This window comes from Pseudomonas sp. KH_040 (genome assembly GCF_057839305.1).
Genome location: NZ_CM174487.1, coordinates 2,865,580 through 2,885,000, shown reverse-complemented (window position 1 = coordinate 2,885,000; position 19,421 = coordinate 2,865,580). Strand labels below are relative to the sequence as shown.

At 59.7% G+C, this 19,421-nt stretch carries 15 protein-coding genes; 5 read left to right on the top strand and 10 right to left on the bottom strand.

What is annotated here, in order from left to right; translation table 11 throughout:
• The first annotated feature begins 162 nt into the window (after positions 1 to 162).
• Positions 163 to 381, top strand: coding sequence for a DUF2970 domain-containing protein (locus AC3IUF_RS13035; RefSeq protein ID WP_007912583.1), 219 nt, complete (start codon positions 163 to 165; stop codon positions 379 to 381).
• Between the two features lie 5 nt (positions 382 to 386).
• Here the strand turns inward: AC3IUF_RS13035 and AC3IUF_RS13030 are convergent, their stop codons facing one another.
• Positions 387 to 1,460, bottom strand: coding sequence for an ABC transporter substrate-binding protein (locus tag AC3IUF_RS13030; RefSeq protein WP_489281195.1), 1,074 nt, complete (start codon positions 1,458 to 1,460; stop codon positions 387 to 389).
• A 524-nt stretch (positions 1,461 to 1,984) separates the two neighbouring features.
• On the opposite strand from AC3IUF_RS13030, the gene AC3IUF_RS13025 reads away from it, so the two are divergent.
• Positions 1,985 to 3,643 carry a nitrite/sulfite reductase gene (locus AC3IUF_RS13025; RefSeq protein WP_007912574.1) on the top strand — a complete coding sequence of 553 codons (1,659 nt, stop codon included), beginning with the start codon at positions 1,985 to 1,987 and terminating at the stop codon, positions 3,641 to 3,643.
• On the top strand, positions 3,627 to 4,121 hold the full coding sequence (locus AC3IUF_RS13020) for a DUF934 domain-containing protein (RefSeq protein ID WP_007912572.1): 495 nt from the start codon (positions 3,627 to 3,629) through the stop codon (positions 4,119 to 4,121). Before AC3IUF_RS13025 ends, AC3IUF_RS13020 begins: the two co-directional genes overlap by 17 nt.
• Positions 4,122 to 4,189: 68 nt before the next feature.
• Here the strand turns inward: AC3IUF_RS13020 and sohB are convergent, their stop codons facing one another.
• On the bottom strand, positions 4,190 to 5,221 hold the full coding sequence (sohB, locus tag AC3IUF_RS13015) for a protease SohB (RefSeq protein ID WP_007912571.1): 1,032 nt from the start codon (positions 5,219 to 5,221) through the stop codon (positions 4,190 to 4,192).
• 204 nt (positions 5,222 to 5,425) lie between these two features.
• On the opposite strand from sohB, the gene AC3IUF_RS13010 reads away from it, so the two are divergent.
• Positions 5,426 to 6,136: a histidine phosphatase family protein gene (locus tag AC3IUF_RS13010; RefSeq protein ID WP_007912569.1), complete on the top strand. Its 711-nt coding sequence runs from the start codon at positions 5,426 to 5,428 to the stop codon at positions 6,134 to 6,136.
• Positions 6,137 to 6,186: 50 nt separating this feature from the next.
• On the top strand, positions 6,187 to 6,504 hold the full coding sequence (locus AC3IUF_RS13005) for an SCP2 sterol-binding domain-containing protein (protein WP_095113380.1): 318 nt from the start codon (positions 6,187 to 6,189) through the stop codon (positions 6,502 to 6,504).
• 157 nt (positions 6,505 to 6,661) lie between these two features.
• Here AC3IUF_RS13005 and AC3IUF_RS13000 read toward each other — a convergent pair whose 3' ends face one another.
• The 8 genes from AC3IUF_RS13000 to AC3IUF_RS12965 form a co-directional block, all read right to left on the bottom strand.
• Positions 6,662 to 8,236 (bottom strand): ABC transporter ATP-binding protein, encoded by a 1,575-nt coding sequence (locus AC3IUF_RS13000; protein ID WP_489281192.1) that lies wholly within the window; start codon positions 8,234 to 8,236, stop codon positions 6,662 to 6,664.
• A 1-nt stretch (position 8,237) separates the two neighbouring features.
• A complete protein-coding gene (locus tag AC3IUF_RS12995; protein WP_095113382.1) occupies positions 8,238 to 9,260 on the bottom strand; it encodes an ABC transporter permease in 1,023 nt (340 codons plus the stop codon).
• Positions 9,260 to 10,324, bottom strand: coding sequence for a microcin C ABC transporter permease YejB (locus tag AC3IUF_RS12990; protein ID WP_489281190.1), 1,065 nt, complete (start codon positions 10,322 to 10,324; stop codon positions 9,260 to 9,262). The genes AC3IUF_RS12995 and AC3IUF_RS12990 overlap by 1 nt, the downstream gene beginning before the upstream one ends.
• Complete coding sequence (locus tag AC3IUF_RS12985) at positions 10,311 to 12,152, bottom strand: extracellular solute-binding protein (RefSeq protein WP_489281188.1); 1,842 nt, start codon at positions 12,150 to 12,152, stop codon at positions 10,311 to 10,313. The genes AC3IUF_RS12990 and AC3IUF_RS12985 overlap by 14 nt, the downstream gene beginning before the upstream one ends.
• A 314-nt stretch (positions 12,153 to 12,466) precedes the next feature.
• A complete protein-coding gene (locus tag AC3IUF_RS12980; RefSeq protein WP_489281187.1) occupies positions 12,467 to 15,121 on the bottom strand; it encodes a TonB-dependent receptor in 2,655 nt (884 codons plus the stop codon).
• A 118-nt stretch (positions 15,122 to 15,239) separates the two neighbouring features.
• Positions 15,240 to 15,743 carry an RES family NAD+ phosphorylase gene (locus tag AC3IUF_RS12975; protein WP_489281185.1) on the bottom strand — a complete coding sequence of 168 codons (504 nt, stop codon included), beginning with the start codon at positions 15,741 to 15,743 and terminating at the stop codon, positions 15,240 to 15,242.
• A complete protein-coding gene (locus AC3IUF_RS12970) occupies positions 15,740 to 16,216 on the bottom strand; it encodes an antitoxin Xre/MbcA/ParS toxin-binding domain-containing protein (protein WP_007912557.1) in 477 nt (158 codons plus the stop codon). The genes AC3IUF_RS12975 and AC3IUF_RS12970 overlap by 4 nt, the downstream gene beginning before the upstream one ends.
• A gap of 270 nt (positions 16,217 to 16,486) precedes the next feature.
• Complete coding sequence (locus AC3IUF_RS12965; RefSeq protein ID WP_489281184.1) at positions 16,487 to 19,396, bottom strand: TonB-dependent receptor domain-containing protein; 2,910 nt, start codon at positions 19,394 to 19,396, stop codon at positions 16,487 to 16,489.
• Positions 19,397 to 19,421: the final 25 nt, after the last annotated feature.

The following is a 19,421-nucleotide window of genomic DNA, read 5'->3' as shown; positions in this document are numbered from 1 at the left end:
TCCTGTAAATGGAGCGACAGCACACCATCTCTGCCCCGCTGTACTGCGATACATAGTTATTGGCGATCGGTATCAGTTGTAACAAGTCATCTGAATCAAAAGACCGAGGCACCGCTGGCGCCTTTGACTATGCTTCAAATGCACGATTTCGAAGGGGGATTTATGGACGATCCAATCGACAACAAACCACCGACCTTCTGGCAGATGCTGCACAGTGTGATGGCGGCGGCGTTCGGGGTGCAGAGCGGCAAGAACCGGGCAAGGGACTTCACCCATGGCAAGCCCAGCCATTTCGTGGTGCTGGGCATTCTGTTCACGGCGGTGTTTGCGTTGACACTATTTGCCATCGTCAAACTGGTGCTGCATTTCGCCGGGGTCTGACGTGATCAGCGCATCAGGGTCTGCAAGGTGAACGGGTAGCGATACGACACCGGTTGCCCCTTGGCCGAGAGCTTGCGGAAATTCACGCCGTAGTTCGGCGACTTGCCCATGGCCAGCATTTGCCGGGCATGCGATTTGTCGATCAATTGCAACAAGGGAATCTGCCGGTCACGGCCGCCGTAGTGATTCAAATCGACGCCCTGCTCAACGTCATGCAACTCGACCAACGCCCAGCCACCCAAGGTGAAATGTCCACCGACCAGTGCGCTCAGGCGCCCGTCAACCAGCGCCTGCAAGGCCGCCGGTGAGGTGTTGACCGCACTGAACAAGGCATTTTTGCCGGCGACTTTGCCGGTCTCGGCGTACGCGCGCATCGCGCCGAAAGCCATTTCATCATTGGCCGACCACACCAGCGACACCTTCGGGTAACGGGCGAACAGCTGTTTGGCCTGCTCATAGGCGCGTTCCTGGTTCCAGCCGCTGTAGACCAATTGCCGCAGACGCATCTGAGGGTGTTCGGCCAGCGCCCGTTGCATGCCACGCTCGCGCAATTGCGCCGAGGGGGTGACTTTCAGCCCGGAGAACGCCAACACTTCAATCGGTTCGGCAGCGGGCGTCGGCGGGTGCAGGCGGATCAGTTCCTTCATCATCAGGTAACCGCCCTCCTCGTCGTTCGGCACCAGACTGCCGATGCGGTCATTCCGTTCGCCGACCAGCGCTTGCTGGTCAGGTGTCAGTGCCGCGTTGACCATAAACAGCTTCACGCCGCTGTTCTCGGCCAGACGCAAAATTTGCGGGGCGACGTATTGTTCGTTGACGAACACCAGGTACTCGGGACGATTCGGCCCCTGCAACGCGACACGCGCCTGAGCCAGGGTCAGTTCGGGCTGGCGTTGGGAGTAGAGAATCTGCAGATCGATGCCCAGATCATGGGCGGCCGCCTGCATGAATTGCGAATAGCTGACCCAGAAGGCTTCCTGCGTCGAACCCGGATTCAAAAACAGCACAGACTCTGCTCGCGCGCCGGTCTGGAACAGCGCGACGAACAACAGAATACTGATTTGCAAAAACTTGAACATGAAGCATCCGGGCCCAAGGAAAAATGGCCGCGCATTATAGCCCTCGTTCCACCGGCTATTGATGCCTGATCCCGCTTTTGTCCGACAATTTGTCGGAAGCGGGCCCGGATGGGTCGTTTACTGATGGCTGACCCAGAATACCGCTGTTCCTACCACGAGAATGATCAGGAACAAAATGGCCCACGCATCGACACTGCTGTCGCTTTTTCTTGCCTTGGTCGGATTGCTCATTGCATCGCCTCTTGTCGGTTTTATCGGTGATTGCAGAAAGACTCGACCACAGTTAAGACGATGATTGTCCGCACGACAAATGTGGGATAGTTGACAGCGATTCTCGTTAGGCGATTTGGTTCTTTACATATACTCAAACATCACTTTTGCGCATAACTGCAAACGGGTATATTGCCCCGGCTCCGTTAGGGAGTGCGCGGCCGTGCGCGCAGAATTGCAGAGGCACAATCGGACTCCGGCAAGCGAAAACGCAGTGCTACTCCGAATGGCCCAAGCCTGAGAACAGGACTTATATGTACGTATACGACGAGTACGATCAGCGGATCATCGAGGACCGCGTCAAGCAGTTCCGTGATCAGACCCGACGCTATCTGGCAGGTGAGCTGAGCGAAGAAGAATTCCGCCCCCTGCGCCTGCAAAATGGCCTGTACATCCAGCGCTTCGCGCCGATGTTGCGTGTGGCGGTGCCTTACGGCCAGCTGACTTCGCGTCAGACGCGCATGATGGCCAAGATTGCCCGCGACTACGACAAGGGCTACGCCCACATCAGTACGCGGCAGAACGTGCAGTTCAACTGGCCGGCGGTGGAAGACATCCCGGACATTCTGGCTGAACTGGCCACCGTGCAGATGCACGCGATCCAGACCAGCGGCAACTGCCTGCGCAACGTCACCACCGACCAGTTCGCCGGCGTCGCCGCCGACGAAGTGATCGACCCGCGCCCATGGTGCGAAATCGTCCGTCAGTGGACTACATTCCACCCGGAATTCGCCTACCTGCCGCGCAAATTCAAGATCGCCGTGAACGGTTCGACCGCTGACCGTGCGGCCATTGAAGTCCACGACATCGGTCTTGAGCCGGTGCACAACGCCGCCGGCGAACTGGGTTTCCGCGTGCTGGTCGGCGGTGGCCTTGGTCGTACGCCAGTCGTTGGCGCGTTCATCAACGAGTTCCTGCCATGGCAGGACCTGTTGAGCTACCTCGACGCCATCCTGCGTGTCTACAACCGCTACGGCCGTCGCGACAACAAATACAAGGCGCGGATCAAGATCCTCGTCAAGGCACTCACGCCTGAAGTGTTCGCACAGAAAGTCGATGCGGAAATGGAACACCTGCGCGGTGGCCAGACCACACTGACCGACGCTGAACTGCAGCGCGTGGCCAAGCACTTCGTCGACCCGGACTACAAGGCGCTGGACAACCAGACTGCGCAACTGGCCGAGCTGGACAAAGAGCATCCGGGTTTCGCCCGCTGGCGTACCCGCAACACCCTGGCGCACAAAAAGCCGGGTTATGTCGCCGTGACCCTGTCGCTGAAGCCGACCGGCGTTGCCCCGGGCGACATCACTGACAAGCAGCTCGATGCCGTCGCCGATCTGGCCGACCGCTACAGCTTCGGTCAGCTGCGCACCTCGCACGAGCAGAACATCATTCTTGCCGACGTCGAGCAAAGCCAACTGTTCACCCTCTGGGGCGAACTGCGTGAAGGCGGTTTCGCTACGCCGAACATCGGCCTGCTGACCGACATCATCTGCTGCCCGGGCGGTGATTTCTGCTCGCTGGCCAACGCCAAGTCGATCCCGATTGCCGAATCGATCCAGCGCCGCTTCGATGACCTCGACTACCTGTTCGACATCGGCGAGCTGGACCTGAACATCTCCGGTTGCATGAACGCCTGCGGTCACCACCACGTCGGCCACATCGGCATTCTCGGCGTCGACAAGAAAGGCGAAGAGTTCTACCAGGTCTCCCTCGGCGGCAGCGCCAGCCGTGATGCGAGCCTGGGCAAGATCCTCGGCCCGTCCTTCGCTCAGGAAGCCATGCCGGACGTGATCTCGAAGCTGATCGACGTGTACGTTGAACAACGTACCGAAGACGAGCGCTTCATCGACACCTACCAGCGTATTGGCATCGACCTCTTCAAGGAACGCGTCTATGCAGCGAATCATTAAGAACAACGAGGTCGTCGACGAAACCTGGCACTTGCTGCCCAAGGATTTCAACATCGACGAGATCAGCAACTGCGACGATCTGATCGTTCCGCTGCAACTGTGGCGCGAACACAGCCGCATGCTCAAGGCTCGCGACGGCGGTCTGGGTGTATGGCTGGACGCCGACGAAGAAGCCGAAGAAATCGGTGAAGACGTTGCCGAGTTCCAGGTGATTGCCCTGAACTTCCCGGCGTTCACTGACGGCCGCAACTACTCCAACGCCCGCCTGCTGCGTGACCGTTACGGTTTCAAAGGTGAACTGCGGGCGATTGGCGACGTGCTGCGCGATCAGCTGTTCTACATGCACCGCTGTGGTTTCGACGCCTTTGCCGTGCGTGCGGACAAAGATCCGTACGAAGCCCTGGAAGGTCTCAAGGACTTTTCGGTGACCTACCAGGCTGCCACCGACGAGCCGCTGCCGCTGTTCCGTCGCCGCTAAGTCTTCTGGTTTAGCGCGGACAAAAAAACGCCGGTCATGTGACCGGCGTTTTTTTATGCCTGCTCGATTTACCAGAAACGCTGCTGGGTCAGGCGACTCCACCAGCTCAACAGTACGCGATCAACCGAACCGCTGGCGGCCATGCCAATGCGCTCTTGCAGGCTTTTGCGCTCGGCATAGTGCAGGTGATAGACCTCGGCCTTTTTCGCTCGGTCTGCGAGGTATTCATCGCTGGTTTTGAGTTCATCGACCAGTTGCTTATCCAGCGCCGCGACACCGAGCCAGACTTCACCAGTGGCGACATCGTCGATCGCCAGTTGTGGACGGTAGCGGGCGACGAAGTTCTTGAATAACTGATGAGTGATGTCGAGGTCTTCCTGGAACTTCTCCCGGCCCTTCTCGGTGTTTTCGCCAAACACGGTCAGGGTGCGCTTGTACTCACCGGCGGTGAGGACTTCAAAGTCAATGTCGTGTTTCTTCAGCAAACGGTTGACGTTGGGCAACTGCGCGACCACACCAATCGAGCCGAGAATCGCGAACGGCGCGCTGATGATCTTCTCGCCGATGCACGCCATCATGTAACCGCCGCTGGCCGCGACCTTGTCGATGCACACGGTCAACGGCACGCCGGCTTCACGGATACGCGCCAGTTGCGAGGACGCCAGACCGTAGCTGTGAACCATGCCGCCACCGCTTTCCAGACGCAGAACCACTTCATCTTTGGGTGTGGCGAGGGTCAGCAGTGCAGTGATTTCATGGCGCAGGCTTTCGGTGGCCGAGGCCTTGATGTCGCCGTCAAAATCCAGCACGAACACCCGTGACTTGGTCTCGGGCTTGCTCTTCTTCTTTTTCTCGCTTTTCTCCGATTTGGCCTCGCCCTTGCGCAGGGCCTTGAGCTGATCCTTGTCGAGCAAGGTCTGCTCCAGGCGTTCGCGCAGGCCCTTGTAGAAATCATTGAGTTTGCTGACCTGCAACTGACCGGCCGATTTGCGCCGGCCCTTGCTGCGCAATGCAGCAAAACTGGCCAGCACCACCAGAATGGCGATCACCAGGGTGACGGTCTTGGCCAGGAAGCTGGCGTATTCGGTGAAAAACTCCACAGAGACTCCTTAAACGATGCGCGGATTTCAGACACACGCGGGATGGCTCCAGCATACCCATGCGCCGGCTTGTCGGCCAGCCGTGAAACCTCTGGCAACACCCCTGTAACGAGCATTTCAAACAAGCGTATGTTTTTTCATTGACAGCTACCCGTCATCCTCATAACCTCGCCACAACCTTCAACGTACCGGGATGACGCGGACGTGGGCAGCATCTACTTGATTCGACATGGCCAGGCCTCCTTTGGTGCAGACGACTATGACGTCCTCTCGCCGACCGGTGTGCGCCAGGCAGAAATCCTCGGTCAGCACCTCGCTGAACTGGGTATCAGCTTCGATCGCTGCCTTGCCGGCGACCTGCGTCGTCAGCAGCACACGGCCACCAGCGCGCTGGCGCAATTCGCCGCCAAAGGTTTGCCGGTGCCGACGCTGGAAACCGATTCCGCTTTCAACGAATTCGATGCCGACGCGGTCATCCGCGCGCTGCTCCCGGACATGCTGGCGGACGAGCCGGAAGCGCTCGACATCTTGCGCAACGCCGCGCAAAACCGTGGCGAATTCCAACGCATTTTCGCCCTGATCATCGAGCGCTGGCTGGCCGGCACTTATGACACACCGGGGCTGGAAAGCTGGCTGGGGTTCGTCGAACGCGTTCAGGCCGGACTGCAGCGGATTCTTGATCTGGCCGATAAAAACCAGAAAATCGCCGTGTTCACCTCCGGCGGCACCATCACCGCCCTGCTCCACCTCATTACGCAAATGCCGGCTAAACAGGCTTTTGAATTGAACTGGCAAATCGTCAACACCTCGCTCAACCTGCTGAAGTTCCGCGGTCGCGAGGTGGCTTTGGCCGCCTTCAACAGTCATGCACATCTGCAGCTGTTGAAGGCTCCGGAACTCATCACTTTTCGCTGAGTCCGGTTAACTGTGAACCTTGCTGTAATCAACCTCATAAGGATCGAACCATGACCTCCGTAGCCGATGCCGTAAAAGCAATGCAAGCCAAGTTCAACCCAGCCGCTGCTGTCGGTCTGGATCTGGTCTTCGGTTTCAACATCACTGACGAAGACAAGCAGTACTCGCTGATCGTCAAAGACGGCACCTGCGATATCCAGGAAGGCGAAAACCCGGATGCCAACTGCACGCTGGTGCTGGACAGCGAAACCCTGAAAGGTATCGTCAGCGGCGAAACCGACGGCATGCAGGCTTTCATGGGCGGCAAGCTGCGCGTTGAAGGCGACATGATGCTGTCGATGAAACTGTCCGAACTGTTCCCGTCGTAATAACGCGTTCAGTGGCACAAGAATCCCGCCCCCTGTGGCGGGATTCTCGCGTTTCGGCCCTGTAGGAGCTGCGGCACGCTGCGATTTTTTGACCCTGTTTTTTAGAAAGCAAAGTCAAAAGATCGCAGCCTCGTTTCACTCGACAGCTCCTACAGGGTTACCCGGTGAACGAAGCGGCCAGTAGCTCCCGGGTATACGGATGCCGCGCCGCATGAAACAGCGCATTCGTCTCGCCACGCTCCACCACTTCACCGTCCTTCATCACAATCAAGTCATGGGCCAACGCGCGCACCACCGCCAGATCGTGGCTGATGAACAGATAGGTCAAGCCGTGCTCCGCCTGCAAACGCCGCAACAACGCGACGATCTGCTTTTGCACCGTGCGATCCAGTGCCGACGTCGGTTCATCCAGCAGGATCAAGTCGGGCTTGAGCACCAGCGCCCGGGCAATGGCGATGCGTTGCCGCTGACCACCGGAAAACTCGTGGGGATAGCGATGGCGGGTAGCCGGATCGAGACCGACTTCATGCAACACTTCAATCACTGCCCTCTCACGCTCGCCGGCGTTCAAATCGCTGTGCACCTGTAAACCTTCAGCGATGATCTGCTCCACACACAGGCGTGGGCTGAGGCTGCCGAACGGATCCTGAAACACCACTTGCAGACGTTTGCGCAGCGGTCTGAGTTGCTTGCCGCTCAAGTGCTCCAGCGCCTCGCCCTGAAAGCGGATGCTGCCCTGGGCATCGAGCAAACGCAGAATGGCCTGGCCCAGTGTCGACTTGCCGGAACCGGATTCGCCGACAATCCCCAAGGTCTTACCGCGCTGAAGATGCAAATCAATGCCGTTGACCGCGTGCAGCCAAGACTTCGCGCGCAGCCAACCACCGCCCAAACGGAAGCGCACATTGAGATCACGCACCTCCAGCAAATCCTCGGCAGGTTCCCGACACAACGCTTCGCCACCCGGTTCGGCGTTGAGCAACTCAATGCTGTAAGGATGCTGCGGCGCGCTGAACAACTGTTCACAGGGCGCCTGTTCGACAATCACCCCGCCACGCATGACCGCCACCCGCTGAGCGATATTGCGCACCAGATTCAGATCATGACTGATGATCAACAACGCCATGCCCAACCGTTCTTGCAGCTCCTTGAGCAGCAGCAGAATCTTGCGTTGCACGGTCACGTCCAGCGCCGTGGTCGGCTCGTCGGCAATCAACAACTGCGGCTCGCAGGCCAGCGCCATGGCAATCATCACCCGTTGGCGCTGACCGCCCGAGAGTTGATGCGGATAGGCCTTGAGCCGCTCGCGCGGGCGCTGAATACCCACGAGTTCGAGCAACTGCACAATTCGCTGACGTGCAGCCGCTCCGGCCAACCCCTTGTGCAGCGCAAGGCTTTCACCCAGTTGCCGCTCAATCGTGTGCAAAGGGTTCAGCGAGCTCATCGGCTCCTGAAAAATCATTGCGATGCGGTTGCCACGCAATTGCCGCAAGTAGCGCTCATGCACGCCCAGCAGTTCCGTGCCGTCATAGCGGATGCTGCCGTCGATCCGGGTGATGGCCGGGTCAAGCAATTGCAGAATGCTGTGCGCCGTGACGGATTTGCCCGAACCGGATTCGCCGACCAGTGCCAGGCACTCGCCGGGGCGGATATCGAGGTCGATGCCGTGCACCACAGTCTGGCCATTGAACGCGACGCGCAGGTCGCGTATTTCGATCAGATGTTCAGGCATATCAAGTCCTCGGATCAAACGCATCGCGGCAGGCTTCGCCGATGAATACCAGCAGCGAGAGGATCAGCGCCAACGCAAAGAACGCGGTGAAACCCAGCCACGGTGCTTGCAGATTGCTCTTGCCCTGGCCGATCAACTCGCCCAGCGAAGCGCTGCCCGCCGGCATGCCGAAACCGAGAAAATCCAGTGCTGACAAGGTTGCGATTGCCCCAGTGAGGATGAACGGCAGATAAGTCAGCGTTGCGCTCATGGCATTGGGCAGGATGTGCCGAACGATCACTTGCGCATCACCTACACCCAGCGCCCGCGCCGCTTTCACGTACTCCAGACCGCGACTGCGCAGGAATTCGGCCCGCACCACATCGACCAGGCTCAACCAGGAAAACAGCGCCATGATCCCCAGCAGCCACCAGAAATTCGGCTCGACAAACCCGGACAGAATGATCAGCAGGTACAACACCGGCAGCCCCGACCAGACCTCCAGCAAGCGCTGACCGATCAGGTCGACCCAGCCGCCGTAGTAACCCTGCAAGGCCCCCGCGGCGATGCCGATCAGCGCACTCGCCGCGGTCAGCGCCAAGGCAAACAGCAGCGACACGCGGGTGCCAAATATCACCCGTGCCAGCACGTCGCGCGCCTGATCATCGGTGCCCAGCCAATTGTCGCCGCTGGGTGGACTCGGCGCCGGCTCCGTCAGGTCGTAATTGACCGTGTCGAACGCGAACGGAATCGGCGCAAACCACATTCGCCCGCCCTGCCCCTCGATCAATTGCCGCACCTGAGCACTGCGATAGTCCGGTTGAAACGGCAACTCACCGGCGAAGTCCTGCTCGGTGTAGCGCTTGAACGCCGGGAAATACCAGTCGCCCTGATACGTCACCAGCAGCGGTTTGTCATTGGCCACCAGTTCACCGCCAAGGCTCAGGCCGAACAACGCGAGAAACAGCCACAACGACCACCAACCACGGCGATGCGTCTTGAAGCGCGCCCAGCGGCGCTGGCCGATCGGAGATAACGTCAACATCAGGCAACCCTCGCGGTGAAGTCGATGCGCGGGTCGACCAGCGTGTAGCAAAGGTCGCCGAGCAGTTTTATCAGCAGGCCGAACAGGGTGAAGATGAACAGCGAACCGAACACCACCGGATAGTCGCGCGCCACCGCCGCTTCGTAACTGAGACGGCCGAGACCATCGAGGGAAAAGATCACTTCGATCAACAGCGAGCCGCCGAAGAACACCGCCACCAAGGCTTGCGGCAAACCGGCGACGACCAGCAGCATCGCATTGCGAAACACGTGCCCGTACAAAACCTGTTTTTCACTCAGTCCCTTGGCACGCGCAGTCACCACGTACAGTCGTGAGATCTCATTGAGAAAGCTGTTCTTGGTCAGAATGGTCAACGTGGCGAACCCACCAATGACCAAGGCAATCACCGGCAACACCAAGTGCCAGAAATAGTCGGCCACCTTGGCCCATGGCGACAGTTCGGCGAAGTTGTCCGAGACCAGCCCGCGTACCGGAAACCAGTCCAGCGCCGTGCCGCCGGCAAACACCACGATCAGCAGCAGCGCGAAGAGAAATCCGGGCAGCGCATAACCGATGATGATTGCCACACTGCTCCAGACATCGAACGCCGAGCCGTTGTGCACGGCTTTGCGAATGCCCAACGGAATCGACACCAGATAGGTGATCAGCGTCGCCCACACGCCCAACGACAAGGTCACCGGCAGTTTCTGCCAGATCAGTTGCGTGACGCTGGCACCGCGAAAGAAACTCTGGCCGAAATCCAGTCGCGCATAGCTTTTGAGCATCAGCCACAAACGCTCGCTGGCCGGTTTATCGAAGCCGTACTGACGCTCGATATCGGCCAGCAGTTTCGGGTCCAGCCCTCGGGTGGCGCGAGACTCGCCACCGACGGTTTCGACATGGCTGGAACCCACCGCCGCGCCGACGCCAATTCCCTGCAAGCGCGCGATGGCCTGTTCCACCGGGCCACCGGGCGCGGCTTGGACGATAACGAAGTTGACCAGCAGGATCGCGAACAAGGTCGGCACGATCAGCAGCAGACGCCGCAGGCTATAACCCCACATGGCTGTACTCCTTGTGCATCTCGTTTGTGGTCAGTGCAGTCGGGCTGATTTCCCACCAGGTGTCGAGGCCGGCGTCGTACAGCGGCGCAATCGCCGGTCGGCCGAAGCGGTTCCACCACACCGTGGAAATCCCCGGCGGGTAATAGTTGGGCACCCAGTAATAGCCCCACTGCAACACCCGATCCAACGCATGAGCATGGCGCAGCAGACTCTCGCGATTGTCGGCCCGCACCAGCCCTTCGAGCAGGGCATCGATGGCTGGATCGCGCAGCACCATGTAATTGTTCGAGCCAGGATCAGCGGCGCCATCTGAGCCGAAGTAATTGAACATCTCGCGCCCCGGCGCCTGACTCACCGGGTAACCGGCGACGATCATGTCGTAGTCGCGATTGCGCACGCGGTTGGTGTATTGCGCGGTGTCGACCTGACGGATATCGAAGCCGATGCCGATCTGCGCGAGGTTGCGTTTGAACGGTAACAACAGTCGTTCGAAACCTTTCTGGCCATTGAGAAACGTGAAGTGCAGCGGCTCGCCATTGGCGTTCACCAATTGATCGCCACGGGGTTTCCAGCCAGCGGCTTCGAGCAATTTCAAAGCCTGCAACTGTTCGGCGCGGACGTTGCCGCTGCCATCGGTTTTCGGTGCTTCAAACACCGTGGTGAACACTTCATCGGGAATCTGTCCGCGCAACGGCTCAAGAATCTTCAACTCTTCGGCATCCGGCAATGCCGTGGCCGCCAGTGCGCTGTGGGAGAAGAAGCTGCGCTGACGCAGGTACATGCCGCGCATCATCTGTCGGTTGGTCCACTCGAAATCCCAGAGCATGGCGATCGCCTGACGTACGCGACGATCCTGAAACGGCGGTTTCTGCAGGTTGAACACAAAGCCCTGCGCGCCTTGCGCAGCACCGGGTGCAAGATGTTCGCGGAGTAATTTGCCTTGCTCCAGTGCGCCCCCCGCGTAACCGATGGTGAAACTGGTGGCGGAGAATTCGCGGTTGTAATCAAAGCCACCGGCCTTGAGCACCTGCCGTGACACGTCGGTGTCGGCGAAGAACTCCACGCTCAATTGATCGAAGTTGTACAAACCGCGCGTGATCGGCAGATCCTTCGCCCACCAGTCCTGCACCCGCTGGAATTTCACGCTGCGCCCGGCATCCACCGCGCTGAGGCGATACGGACCGCTGCCGGGCGGGATCTCGAAACCACCACCCTCGGCGAAATCGCGGGTCCGCCACCAATGTTCGGGCAGCACCGGCAGTGTCGCCAGATCCAGCGGCAAGGTGCGGCTGTCGTTGTTCTTGAAGAGGAAGCGCACTTGCGTCGGCGACTCCACGACGACTTCAGCGACATCGCGAAACTGCTGGCGGTATTTGAGGCTGCCCTGGGTGGTGAACAGGTTGAAGGTGTAGCGCACGTCTTCGGCGGTGATCGGCGTGCCGTCGTCGAAACGCGCCTTCGGGTTCAGGTAGAAGCGTATCCAGCGGCGATCCGGATCCAGCTCCATCTGCTGCGCCACCAGACCGTAGACGCTGTAGGGCTCGTCCTTGCTGCGATAGGCCAGCGGTGCGTAGAGCCAGCCATCGATGTCGGCCACGCCAGTGCCTTTGTCGGTATAGGGAATCAGGTGATCGAACGGGCCGCTTTCCAGCGAAGAACGGCGCAGGCTGCCGCCCTTCGGTGCATCGGGGTTGGCGTAGGCCAGGTGCTGAAAGTCGGGGGCGTATTTGGCGGGTTCGCCGTAGACCGTTAACGCGGGTTGCGGTGCGGCCCAACTGAACGGCGTTAAAAGCGCACATGCGCTGAATAAAATGAGCCTGGAGAACATGGGCAGATCCTTTTACACGGTGCTGCTACTGGCCTCATCGCTGGCAAGCCAGCTCCCACATGGAATTTGTGAACACCACAGACCCTGTGGGAGCTGGCTTGCCAGCGATGAGGCCAGAACAGCCAATACACCTTCTGCCTACCTGTGATGTGCAACAGGCCGGCGATTTTTATAGGGCGGGCTTTAGATCAATAGGTGACTAAAATTCGCACCAACTGCTAAAGCCCGTTCTGTAGGAGCTGCCGAAGGCTGCGATCTTTCGCCGTTGGAAGATCAACAGATCGCAGTCTTCGGCAGCTCCTACAGGGCTGGTTTCAGAACTTGTAACTGACCCGCGTGTACAGCGTCCGCCCAAACGGATCGCCGTATTTCGGGTCGTAGCCGCTCTGGAACGTGTACGTCTGGTTGCTGAACGGTGGCTCGCGGTCGAACAGGTTTTTCGCGCCGAGGGTCACGCTCAGGGTCTTGCGCCAGGTGTAGGTGCCGGCCAGATCCCAGACGTTGTACGAGCCGACGTAATCGTGAGTGTCGCGATCGGAGTCGTGGTAACCGCTGGTGTAGCGGTTGGTCAGCGCGGCGCCGAACGGGCCGGAACTCCAGCTGCCGGTCAGGCTGTGCCGCCAGCGCGCCACGGCGCCCGCCGAAGCAAAGTCGCCGCCACGGAAATCGCCCAGTTTGTCGATGTAGTCGCCCTTGAGCTGTTGCTGATAGTCATAGCGAGTGACGTAAGTGCCTTGCAGGCCGATGCCGAAATTGCCGTACGGGGTGCTCGGCAGACGGTAATCGAAGCTGACGTCGACGCCGTTGGTCTTGATCTTGCCGAGGTTGGCCAGGCCGGTAACGATGTGGTCAATGGAGCCATCCGGCTTGCGGATCAGGCGATCCGGGTACAGCTCAGGATTGTCGAACACCGCCGACTCGGGGAATTCGGCAATCTGGTTGGCGATGTCGATCCACCAGAAATCCAGCCCGGCGCTCAGGCGCTCGAACGGTTGATAGACAAACCCGAGGGTAACGTTGCGCGCGGTTTCCGGGTTCAGGTCGGTATTGCCGCCACTGGTGCGATTGAACTGCTGCGCGCAATCACGGTTGGCGATACCGCCATTGCTCGGATTGCCGCCAGCGCACAAGCGCGGATCGTTGTAGTTGGCGTTGGTAAAACTGGTGAAAGTCGGGTTGTACAACTCATACAACGAGGGCGCGCGGAACCCTTCGCTGTAGGCACCGCGCACCACCAGTTCCTTGAACGGCTGGAAGCGGAACGAGTATTTCGGGTTGGTGGTGCTGCCGAAGTCGCTGTACTTGTCGTGACGCACGGCGGCGGACAGTTCCAGGCTGTCGAGCACCGGTACGTTGACCTCGGCGTACTCGGCCGAGACGCTGCGATCCCCGGCCACGCTGCCATTGGGATCGACACCGAGGCTTTGCACGTCGCCGGCAAACTGCGCGAAATCCTGATGGAAATCTTCCTTGCGGTATTCGCCGCCCAACGCCAGTGCCGAAGGGCCGGCACCGAACCAGTCGCCGATTTCACGGCTGATGCGCCCGTCGATAGCCTTCACCCGCCCGACGGCCGTGGCGTAATCGCCGTCCACCGCGTTGGCCGCCAACAGCGCCGAGCCGGCAGCCGTCTGCGGGCCGAACGGATTGATCACACCGTTGGCAATGCCGGCACTGACGGCGCGGTCGTTGACGTAACCGTCCTGAATACTGTTGACCACTTTGTTCTGGTTGTACGAGGCACCGAGGTTGTAATCCCAACCGACCAGCGTGCCGTCGAAACTCAGCAGCAAGCGCTGACTGGTGTTGTCGTCTTCGTGCTGGCGCGCGCCGACGGCGGTTTCGCGCCAGTTCACGTCGACCGGTTGCGTCGGGTCGAGGGCAAAGCCGTTCGGCCCCGGCGTGATGCCGTTACCCGGATAGAACGTCGTACCGGGGTTGACCTGATTACCCATCAAGGTGCCGGGGCCGATTTGCGTGCGGTTTTCGTTTTGCGCCCAGAAGTATTCGAGGCTGACGTTGTGATCGTCGGACAGCTTGCCGGTGGCTTTGGCGAAGGCCGAGGTCTTCTCCGTTTCCGGCACCAGATCGAGGTAGTTCCACAGGCTCTGCCGGCAGATGCCGTTGCGCGCCAGCAACCCCGGTGCGTTGCAGCCGGAGCCGGCCAAGGGGTTGGTGGCGTTACTGCCCTGACTCCAGTTGGCCGGCGATGCGGTGCCGGAGGTGTAGTCGAGTCCACGGTTCGGCTGATAGTTGTAGGTGTAGCCGCGATCCTCAGCAGCCAGACGTTGCTGCTTGTCGTAGCTGACCACGCCGAACACGTTGAAGCGATCATCCTGCAAATCACCGAAGCCCCAGCTGCCGCTGAAGTTGCGGCTTTCACCGCCACCGGAGTGCGTCGGTGTGTCGTAGTTAGTGCTGATCTGCCCTTCGGTGAGGCTGGTCTTGGTGATGAAGTTGATCACTCCGCCAATCGCATCAGTGCCGTACAACGCCGAAGCACCATCGCGCAGCACTTCCACGCGGTCAATGGCGGCAAACGGAATGGTGTTGAGGTCGACACCCGAGCCATTGATCGCGTTGGTCGCGTTGTTGCTCAGGCGGCGACCGTTGAGCAGCACCAGCGTCTTGTTCGGGCCGATGCCACGCAAGTCTGCATAGGACGCGCCGCCACTGCTCGAGCCCACCGAACGTCCGGAGCCAACCGAAGACTGGTTGGCGGAAATGCGGCTGACCAGTTCCTCGGTGGTGGTGACGCCCTGCTCGCGCAGCTCTTCGACGCGCAGGATGGTGACCGGTACCGCTGTTTCTGCATCGACCCGGCGAATTGCCGTCCCCGTGACTTCGACACGCTGCAGTTGAGTGGTCGGTTCGGTTGCCGTGCTATCAGCGGCGATGGCCGGCAGCGTGTTGATTGCCAGCAGCAAGGCCAGGCTCAAAGGTGATTTGACGGGTGAAAACTGAATCATGAACAGCCATCCCTGCGTTTTGGTTTATGCAGGGATGTGCGATGACGAATCAGGATTTATAGAGGACGGTTTAGACCGTTGGGTGATGAGGTTATGCAAAAAATGCCATGCCTCAGTATCAAGCCAATGCCACTTCCTTCAACAAGCGGGTATCCAGCCCGAAACGCTCCTGAGAGATCATCTTGAACTGCCCCTCTGCCAGATCGCAACTCACCAGCAAATTCCACGAATGCCGGGTTGCCGCTGATGGGATCAGTACAAATGGATGCTCAGCCAGCAAAGCGTCGGCAAACCGCTGTTGATTGGGTGAAGGCGGTGCTGGACTCAGCCAGTAAGGATTCGGCACCTCTTCCGGCTGTACGATTCTGACCATTGCGTCGCTGATAACTTCAAAGCAGGTCAGTACATAAGGCTCCTTGTCCAGCACATCAAAACTGCGATTAGCGGCCACCTCCAGAATGGCAGAGGACGGATCGACTGAGGCGTAAACGACACGCCGGCCGGGTGCATTCCACCGGCCTCCGTTCACCTCTGAACCAATCCCGCTGTCCCACGTACATCGGTATACCTCGGGATCCAGTCGCCACGCATACCAACGTTCATCCCAGGGCAAGGGATTCATGGAGTAACCCCGTAAATGAGCCGACCCAAATGTTGCTCCACCCTCTGGAAACCCAGTGGGTGTCGGGTCAACTCCAACGGCACGTGGCCGTTCAGGTAAGGGGTGGGCTTCTGCATCCACTCCTCCGCCCGTGGCTGTCCCCCGAATGCCCGAATGGCCATTTCCAGCACCAATGCGTATTGGTAGGCGACGACACTCTGCTGCGGGTCAAGCCGTACCGGATTGCCCTCCTTCAGGAGACGGCGCACGGTTCTGACAGATTTGCCGGTGATACGCTTGACCATGTCGCCTTGCAGATATAGCTCGGAGGTTGAAAGCATGTTGACGACGTCGCTCAATTCAAAGCCCTGGTCAGTCAGGTGGACGATCAGCAAGGCATCGTCGTCTATGTTCTGGCCGTTCACGAGCAACTCGACAGGTTTTCCGTCGGCCTTTTTCAGCCCCGTGAGCCGAGGTGTTTGTACTGTGGGCATCGCGACATCCTCCATAGGGCACCTGGCGCGATCATCGCGCCAAAAATACCGATGAGAATAAGCAGGCGTTTCATGCTCGATGTGAGGGGTACGCATAATCGATCCTTTATCTGGGAGCCTGAGCGTTCAAGCCGCTCAGCGACTTCAATGTCAGGTCCGATGCTATAGGTCGCGCTTCCGACGACCAACCTGAAAAAGTCGTCGGAAATATCCCCTGCTTGCCGCAAAAATCGCCAATTTCCGTAGGACGTAAACGCGAAATTCCAGCCATCAGCCGCCGAAGTGATAACTCACATCGAGCCACCATTGCCGTCCGTACGGGTCATAGTTGCCAGTCGGGTAGTACGGCCACCCCGCCGAGTCGTCGTGTTTAACCTGATCAAGCACGTTGTTCACGGTCAGGCCGACACTCGCCCGATCATTGAGTTTGTAACGCGCACTGGCGTTGAACACTGTCCACGGCGACAGGCGCCCGTCCCCCGCGCCATTGGTGACCGAGCCGTAACGAATGCCCATCAGCGTCGCCGTGGCTTTCTGATAATCCCAGGTCAGGCTGGCGTTGACCTTACTGCGCCAGTCGTAGTTGGTGCGTGAGGTGCGCCAGTCTTGTGTCGGCGCCTCTTCCGATTCCTTGTAGTAATGCGACAGCACCAGGGTGTAGCCCAGCGCCGAACTGAACGCACCGTACTGCCCGGCGCCCCAGCGGATGTTGCTTTTGAAGTCCAGACCACTGACCCGCTCGCTCGCGGCGTTGATCGCGTTGACCCGCACGCGATTCAGCTGGTTCGGATCGACCGCCGCATTGCCGGCGTTGCGATCGATGCGCGCCAGCGTCGATTGGCAATTGGCCGAGTTGATGTCCTGAGTGCCATTGCGGCACTCGTTCTCTTGTTGCAGCAAGCGGTTTTCATCGACGGTGGTCAGCAGATCGTCGATCTCCACGCGCCAGAAATCCGTGGAGAAATCGAAATTGCGCGACGGCGACCAGACAAATCCGTAGGTCCAGGATTTGCCGCGCTCCGACTCAAGATTCGCGGTACCGCTCTGGGTGTAATCGACCCGGCCACGATCACAGGCACCCTCCACGCCCTGGCTGCAACCGTAGTAATCGATTTGCGCCGGGTAGTAGCCGTTGCTGTCGGACTGATAGATGTAGTTCAGGTCCGGCGCACGGAAACTGGTGCCGTAACTGCCGCGCAGCAACAGGCTGGTCACCGGGCGCCATTCCAGCCCGAGGTTGTAGGTTTTCTGCTGCTCGGTGCGGCCACTGAACTTGTATTGATCCCAGCGCCCGGCGGCAGTCGCCAGAATCGTGTCGGTGACCGGAATGCTGAACTCGCCGCCCGCCGCATAACGCTTGCGCGAGCCCCCGGAGCTTTGCTGTGGGCTTACGCCGTAGAACGTGCCGTCGTTGAGGCCGTCATCCGGATCGACACGGTATTCCTGCTTGCCCGCCTCCAGCACCCCGGCGAAGCCCACCGGACCGGCCGGCAGATCGAACAGATCACCGTTGACCGAAGCGTTGTAGCTGGTCGATACCGACTTGCTGCTCTGGGTCAGGTTGCCGCGAAACTGCTGCCACTCCTGCGGCGTCAGTGGCCGATCGAGCCGCGAGGCGTCCGGGGCGAACACCGGATAACCACCGCTCACACCCAACTGCGGGCCAAGGTAGAAATCCTGAATCGATGACAGTGGCGTGTAGCGCGTGGTTCTGACGCTGCGGTATTCCGAGCGATTGACCGCCAGATCGTAACTCCAGCCGGTGTCGGCGATCTTGTCCGAGAGGCCGAGGGTGCCGGTCCACGAGGTATCGCGCCACTTACTGTTATTGCTGGTGCGTCCGCCGATCTCTTCCTCACCGAAACGGCGATACCAGCGTTCCAGATTGCCGCTGTTCTGGTTGATGAAGTCCGGCGAGGTGAAGGTCGGCCCGCGTGTGTTGTTCTGGATATGGTCGAGGCCGTACATCAGGTCGGCGAAGACCTGCCCGCTGTCACTGAAATGCCAGGTGCCACGGGTGTAGCCGTCGTAGTTTTCTTTCTGGGTCTGCACGGTCCAGTAATCGTTGTACATCTGGTCGGTACGGCAGCGCCCGCCACTGTTAACCAGTTTGTTGTCGAAGGTGCCCTGATAGGCGCCGCAACCCGGTCCCAGATAGCGACTGTTACTCAGGTCGCGGCGGTAACCGACGTCCGCCAGCGGGCCGTTTTGCATAAAGCCACGGTCATCGGCCCAGATTGGATCGCGGTTAGTCAGCTCCAGACCAAACAAACCGTCGAAGTCGCCCCAACTGCCGCCGCCACTGATCTGCAAACGCTGGTTGTCACCGCCGCCGCGCTCACTGGTGCCGCCCTTGAGATTGACGTCGACGCCGTTGATCTTGTCCTTGAGGATGATGTTGACCACCCCGGCGATCGCGTCCGAGCCGTAAATCGCCGAGGCGCCGCTGCTGAGGATTTCGATGCGTTCGATGACCGCCGACGGAATGTTCGCCAGGTTGGTGAAGTTGACCTTGCCGTCGTATGGCGTCGGGTAATCGGCCACGCGACGGCCATTGATCAACACCAGCGTATGGTTCGGGCCGAGGCCGCGCAGGTTGAGTGCACTGGCCGCCGGTTGCCAGGTATTGCCGTAATCTTCGCCTTGGGTCATGCCGGTGTTTTGCGTTTGCGTGGCCAGGGCGTCGTAGACGTTTTTGTAGCCGCGCGCTTCCATTTCTTCGTGGGTGATGACGTTGACCGGCGTCGCGCCATCGCTTTGCGCGCGGGCAATGCGCGAGCCGGTGACGGTGACTTTTTCCATGCGGTAATCGGCGCTGGTGACCGGTGCCACGGCAGTGACTTTCACCGGCGCATCGGCTGCGCGAACGGTCAGGCCCTGAGCGCTTTGCTCGACTTGCAGCCCACTGCCGAGCAAAGCTTTTTCTACTGCCTGACGACCGCCCAACGCCCCCCGCACCGCAGCGCTGCGTTTGCCCTGCACCAGCTCCTGACTGAAGGAAATCGGCACACCGCTCTGCCGCGAGATGCCCAGCAGCACTTCGTCGAGCGGTCCGCTAGCGATGTCGAAGGTGAACACCGCCGCAGCAGATTCCTGAGCGACTGCCGCCAGTGGACTGAGGCCCAGCGCCAAGGCAGCGGCGAGGGTCAATCGAGGTAATTGTTGTTTGAATGAGAACATCGAAGGGTTTCCCTGTTGGAGGCAT

Excerpts from the sequence above, each read along its gene's own strand:
- AC3IUF_RS13035 (WP_007912583.1), top strand. The coding sequence starts at position 163 with ATGGACGATCCAATCGACAACAAACCACCGACCTTCTGGCAGATGCTG.
- AC3IUF_RS13030 (WP_489281195.1), bottom strand. The coding sequence starts at position 1,460 with ATGTTCAAGTTTTTGCAAATCAGTATTCTGTTGTTCGTCGCGCTGTTC.
- AC3IUF_RS13025 (WP_007912574.1), top strand. The coding sequence starts at position 1,985 with ATGTACGTATACGACGAGTACGATCAGCGGATCATCGAGGACCGCGTC.
- AC3IUF_RS13020 (WP_007912572.1), top strand. The coding sequence starts at position 3,627 with ATGCAGCGAATCATTAAGAACAACGAGGTCGTCGACGAAACCTGGCAC.
- AC3IUF_RS13005 (WP_095113380.1), top strand. The coding sequence starts at position 6,187 with ATGACCTCCGTAGCCGATGCCGTAAAAGCAATGCAAGCCAAGTTCAAC.
- AC3IUF_RS13000 (WP_489281192.1), bottom strand. The coding sequence starts at position 8,236 with ATGCCTGAACATCTGATCGAAATACGCGACCTGCGCGTCGCGTTCAAT.
- AC3IUF_RS12995 (WP_095113382.1), bottom strand. The coding sequence starts at position 9,260 with ATGTTGACGTTATCTCCGATCGGCCAGCGCCGCTGGGCGCGCTTCAAG.
- AC3IUF_RS12990 (WP_489281190.1), bottom strand. The coding sequence starts at position 10,324 with ATGTGGGGTTATAGCCTGCGGCGTCTGCTGCTGATCGTGCCGACCTTG.
- AC3IUF_RS12985 (WP_489281188.1), bottom strand. The coding sequence starts at position 12,152 with ATGTTCTCCAGGCTCATTTTATTCAGCGCATGTGCGCTTTTAACGCCG.
- AC3IUF_RS12980 (WP_489281187.1), bottom strand. The coding sequence starts at position 15,121 with ATGATTCAGTTTTCACCCGTCAAATCACCTTTGAGCCTGGCCTTGCTG.
- AC3IUF_RS12975 (WP_489281185.1), bottom strand. The coding sequence starts at position 15,743 with ATGAATCCCTTGCCCTGGGATGAACGTTGGTATGCGTGGCGACTGGAT.
- AC3IUF_RS12970 (WP_007912557.1), bottom strand. The coding sequence starts at position 16,216 with ATGCCCACAGTACAAACACCTCGGCTCACGGGGCTGAAAAAGGCCGAC.
- AC3IUF_RS12965 (WP_489281184.1), bottom strand. The coding sequence starts at position 19,396 with ATGTTCTCATTCAAACAACAATTACCTCGATTGACCCTCGCCGCTGCC.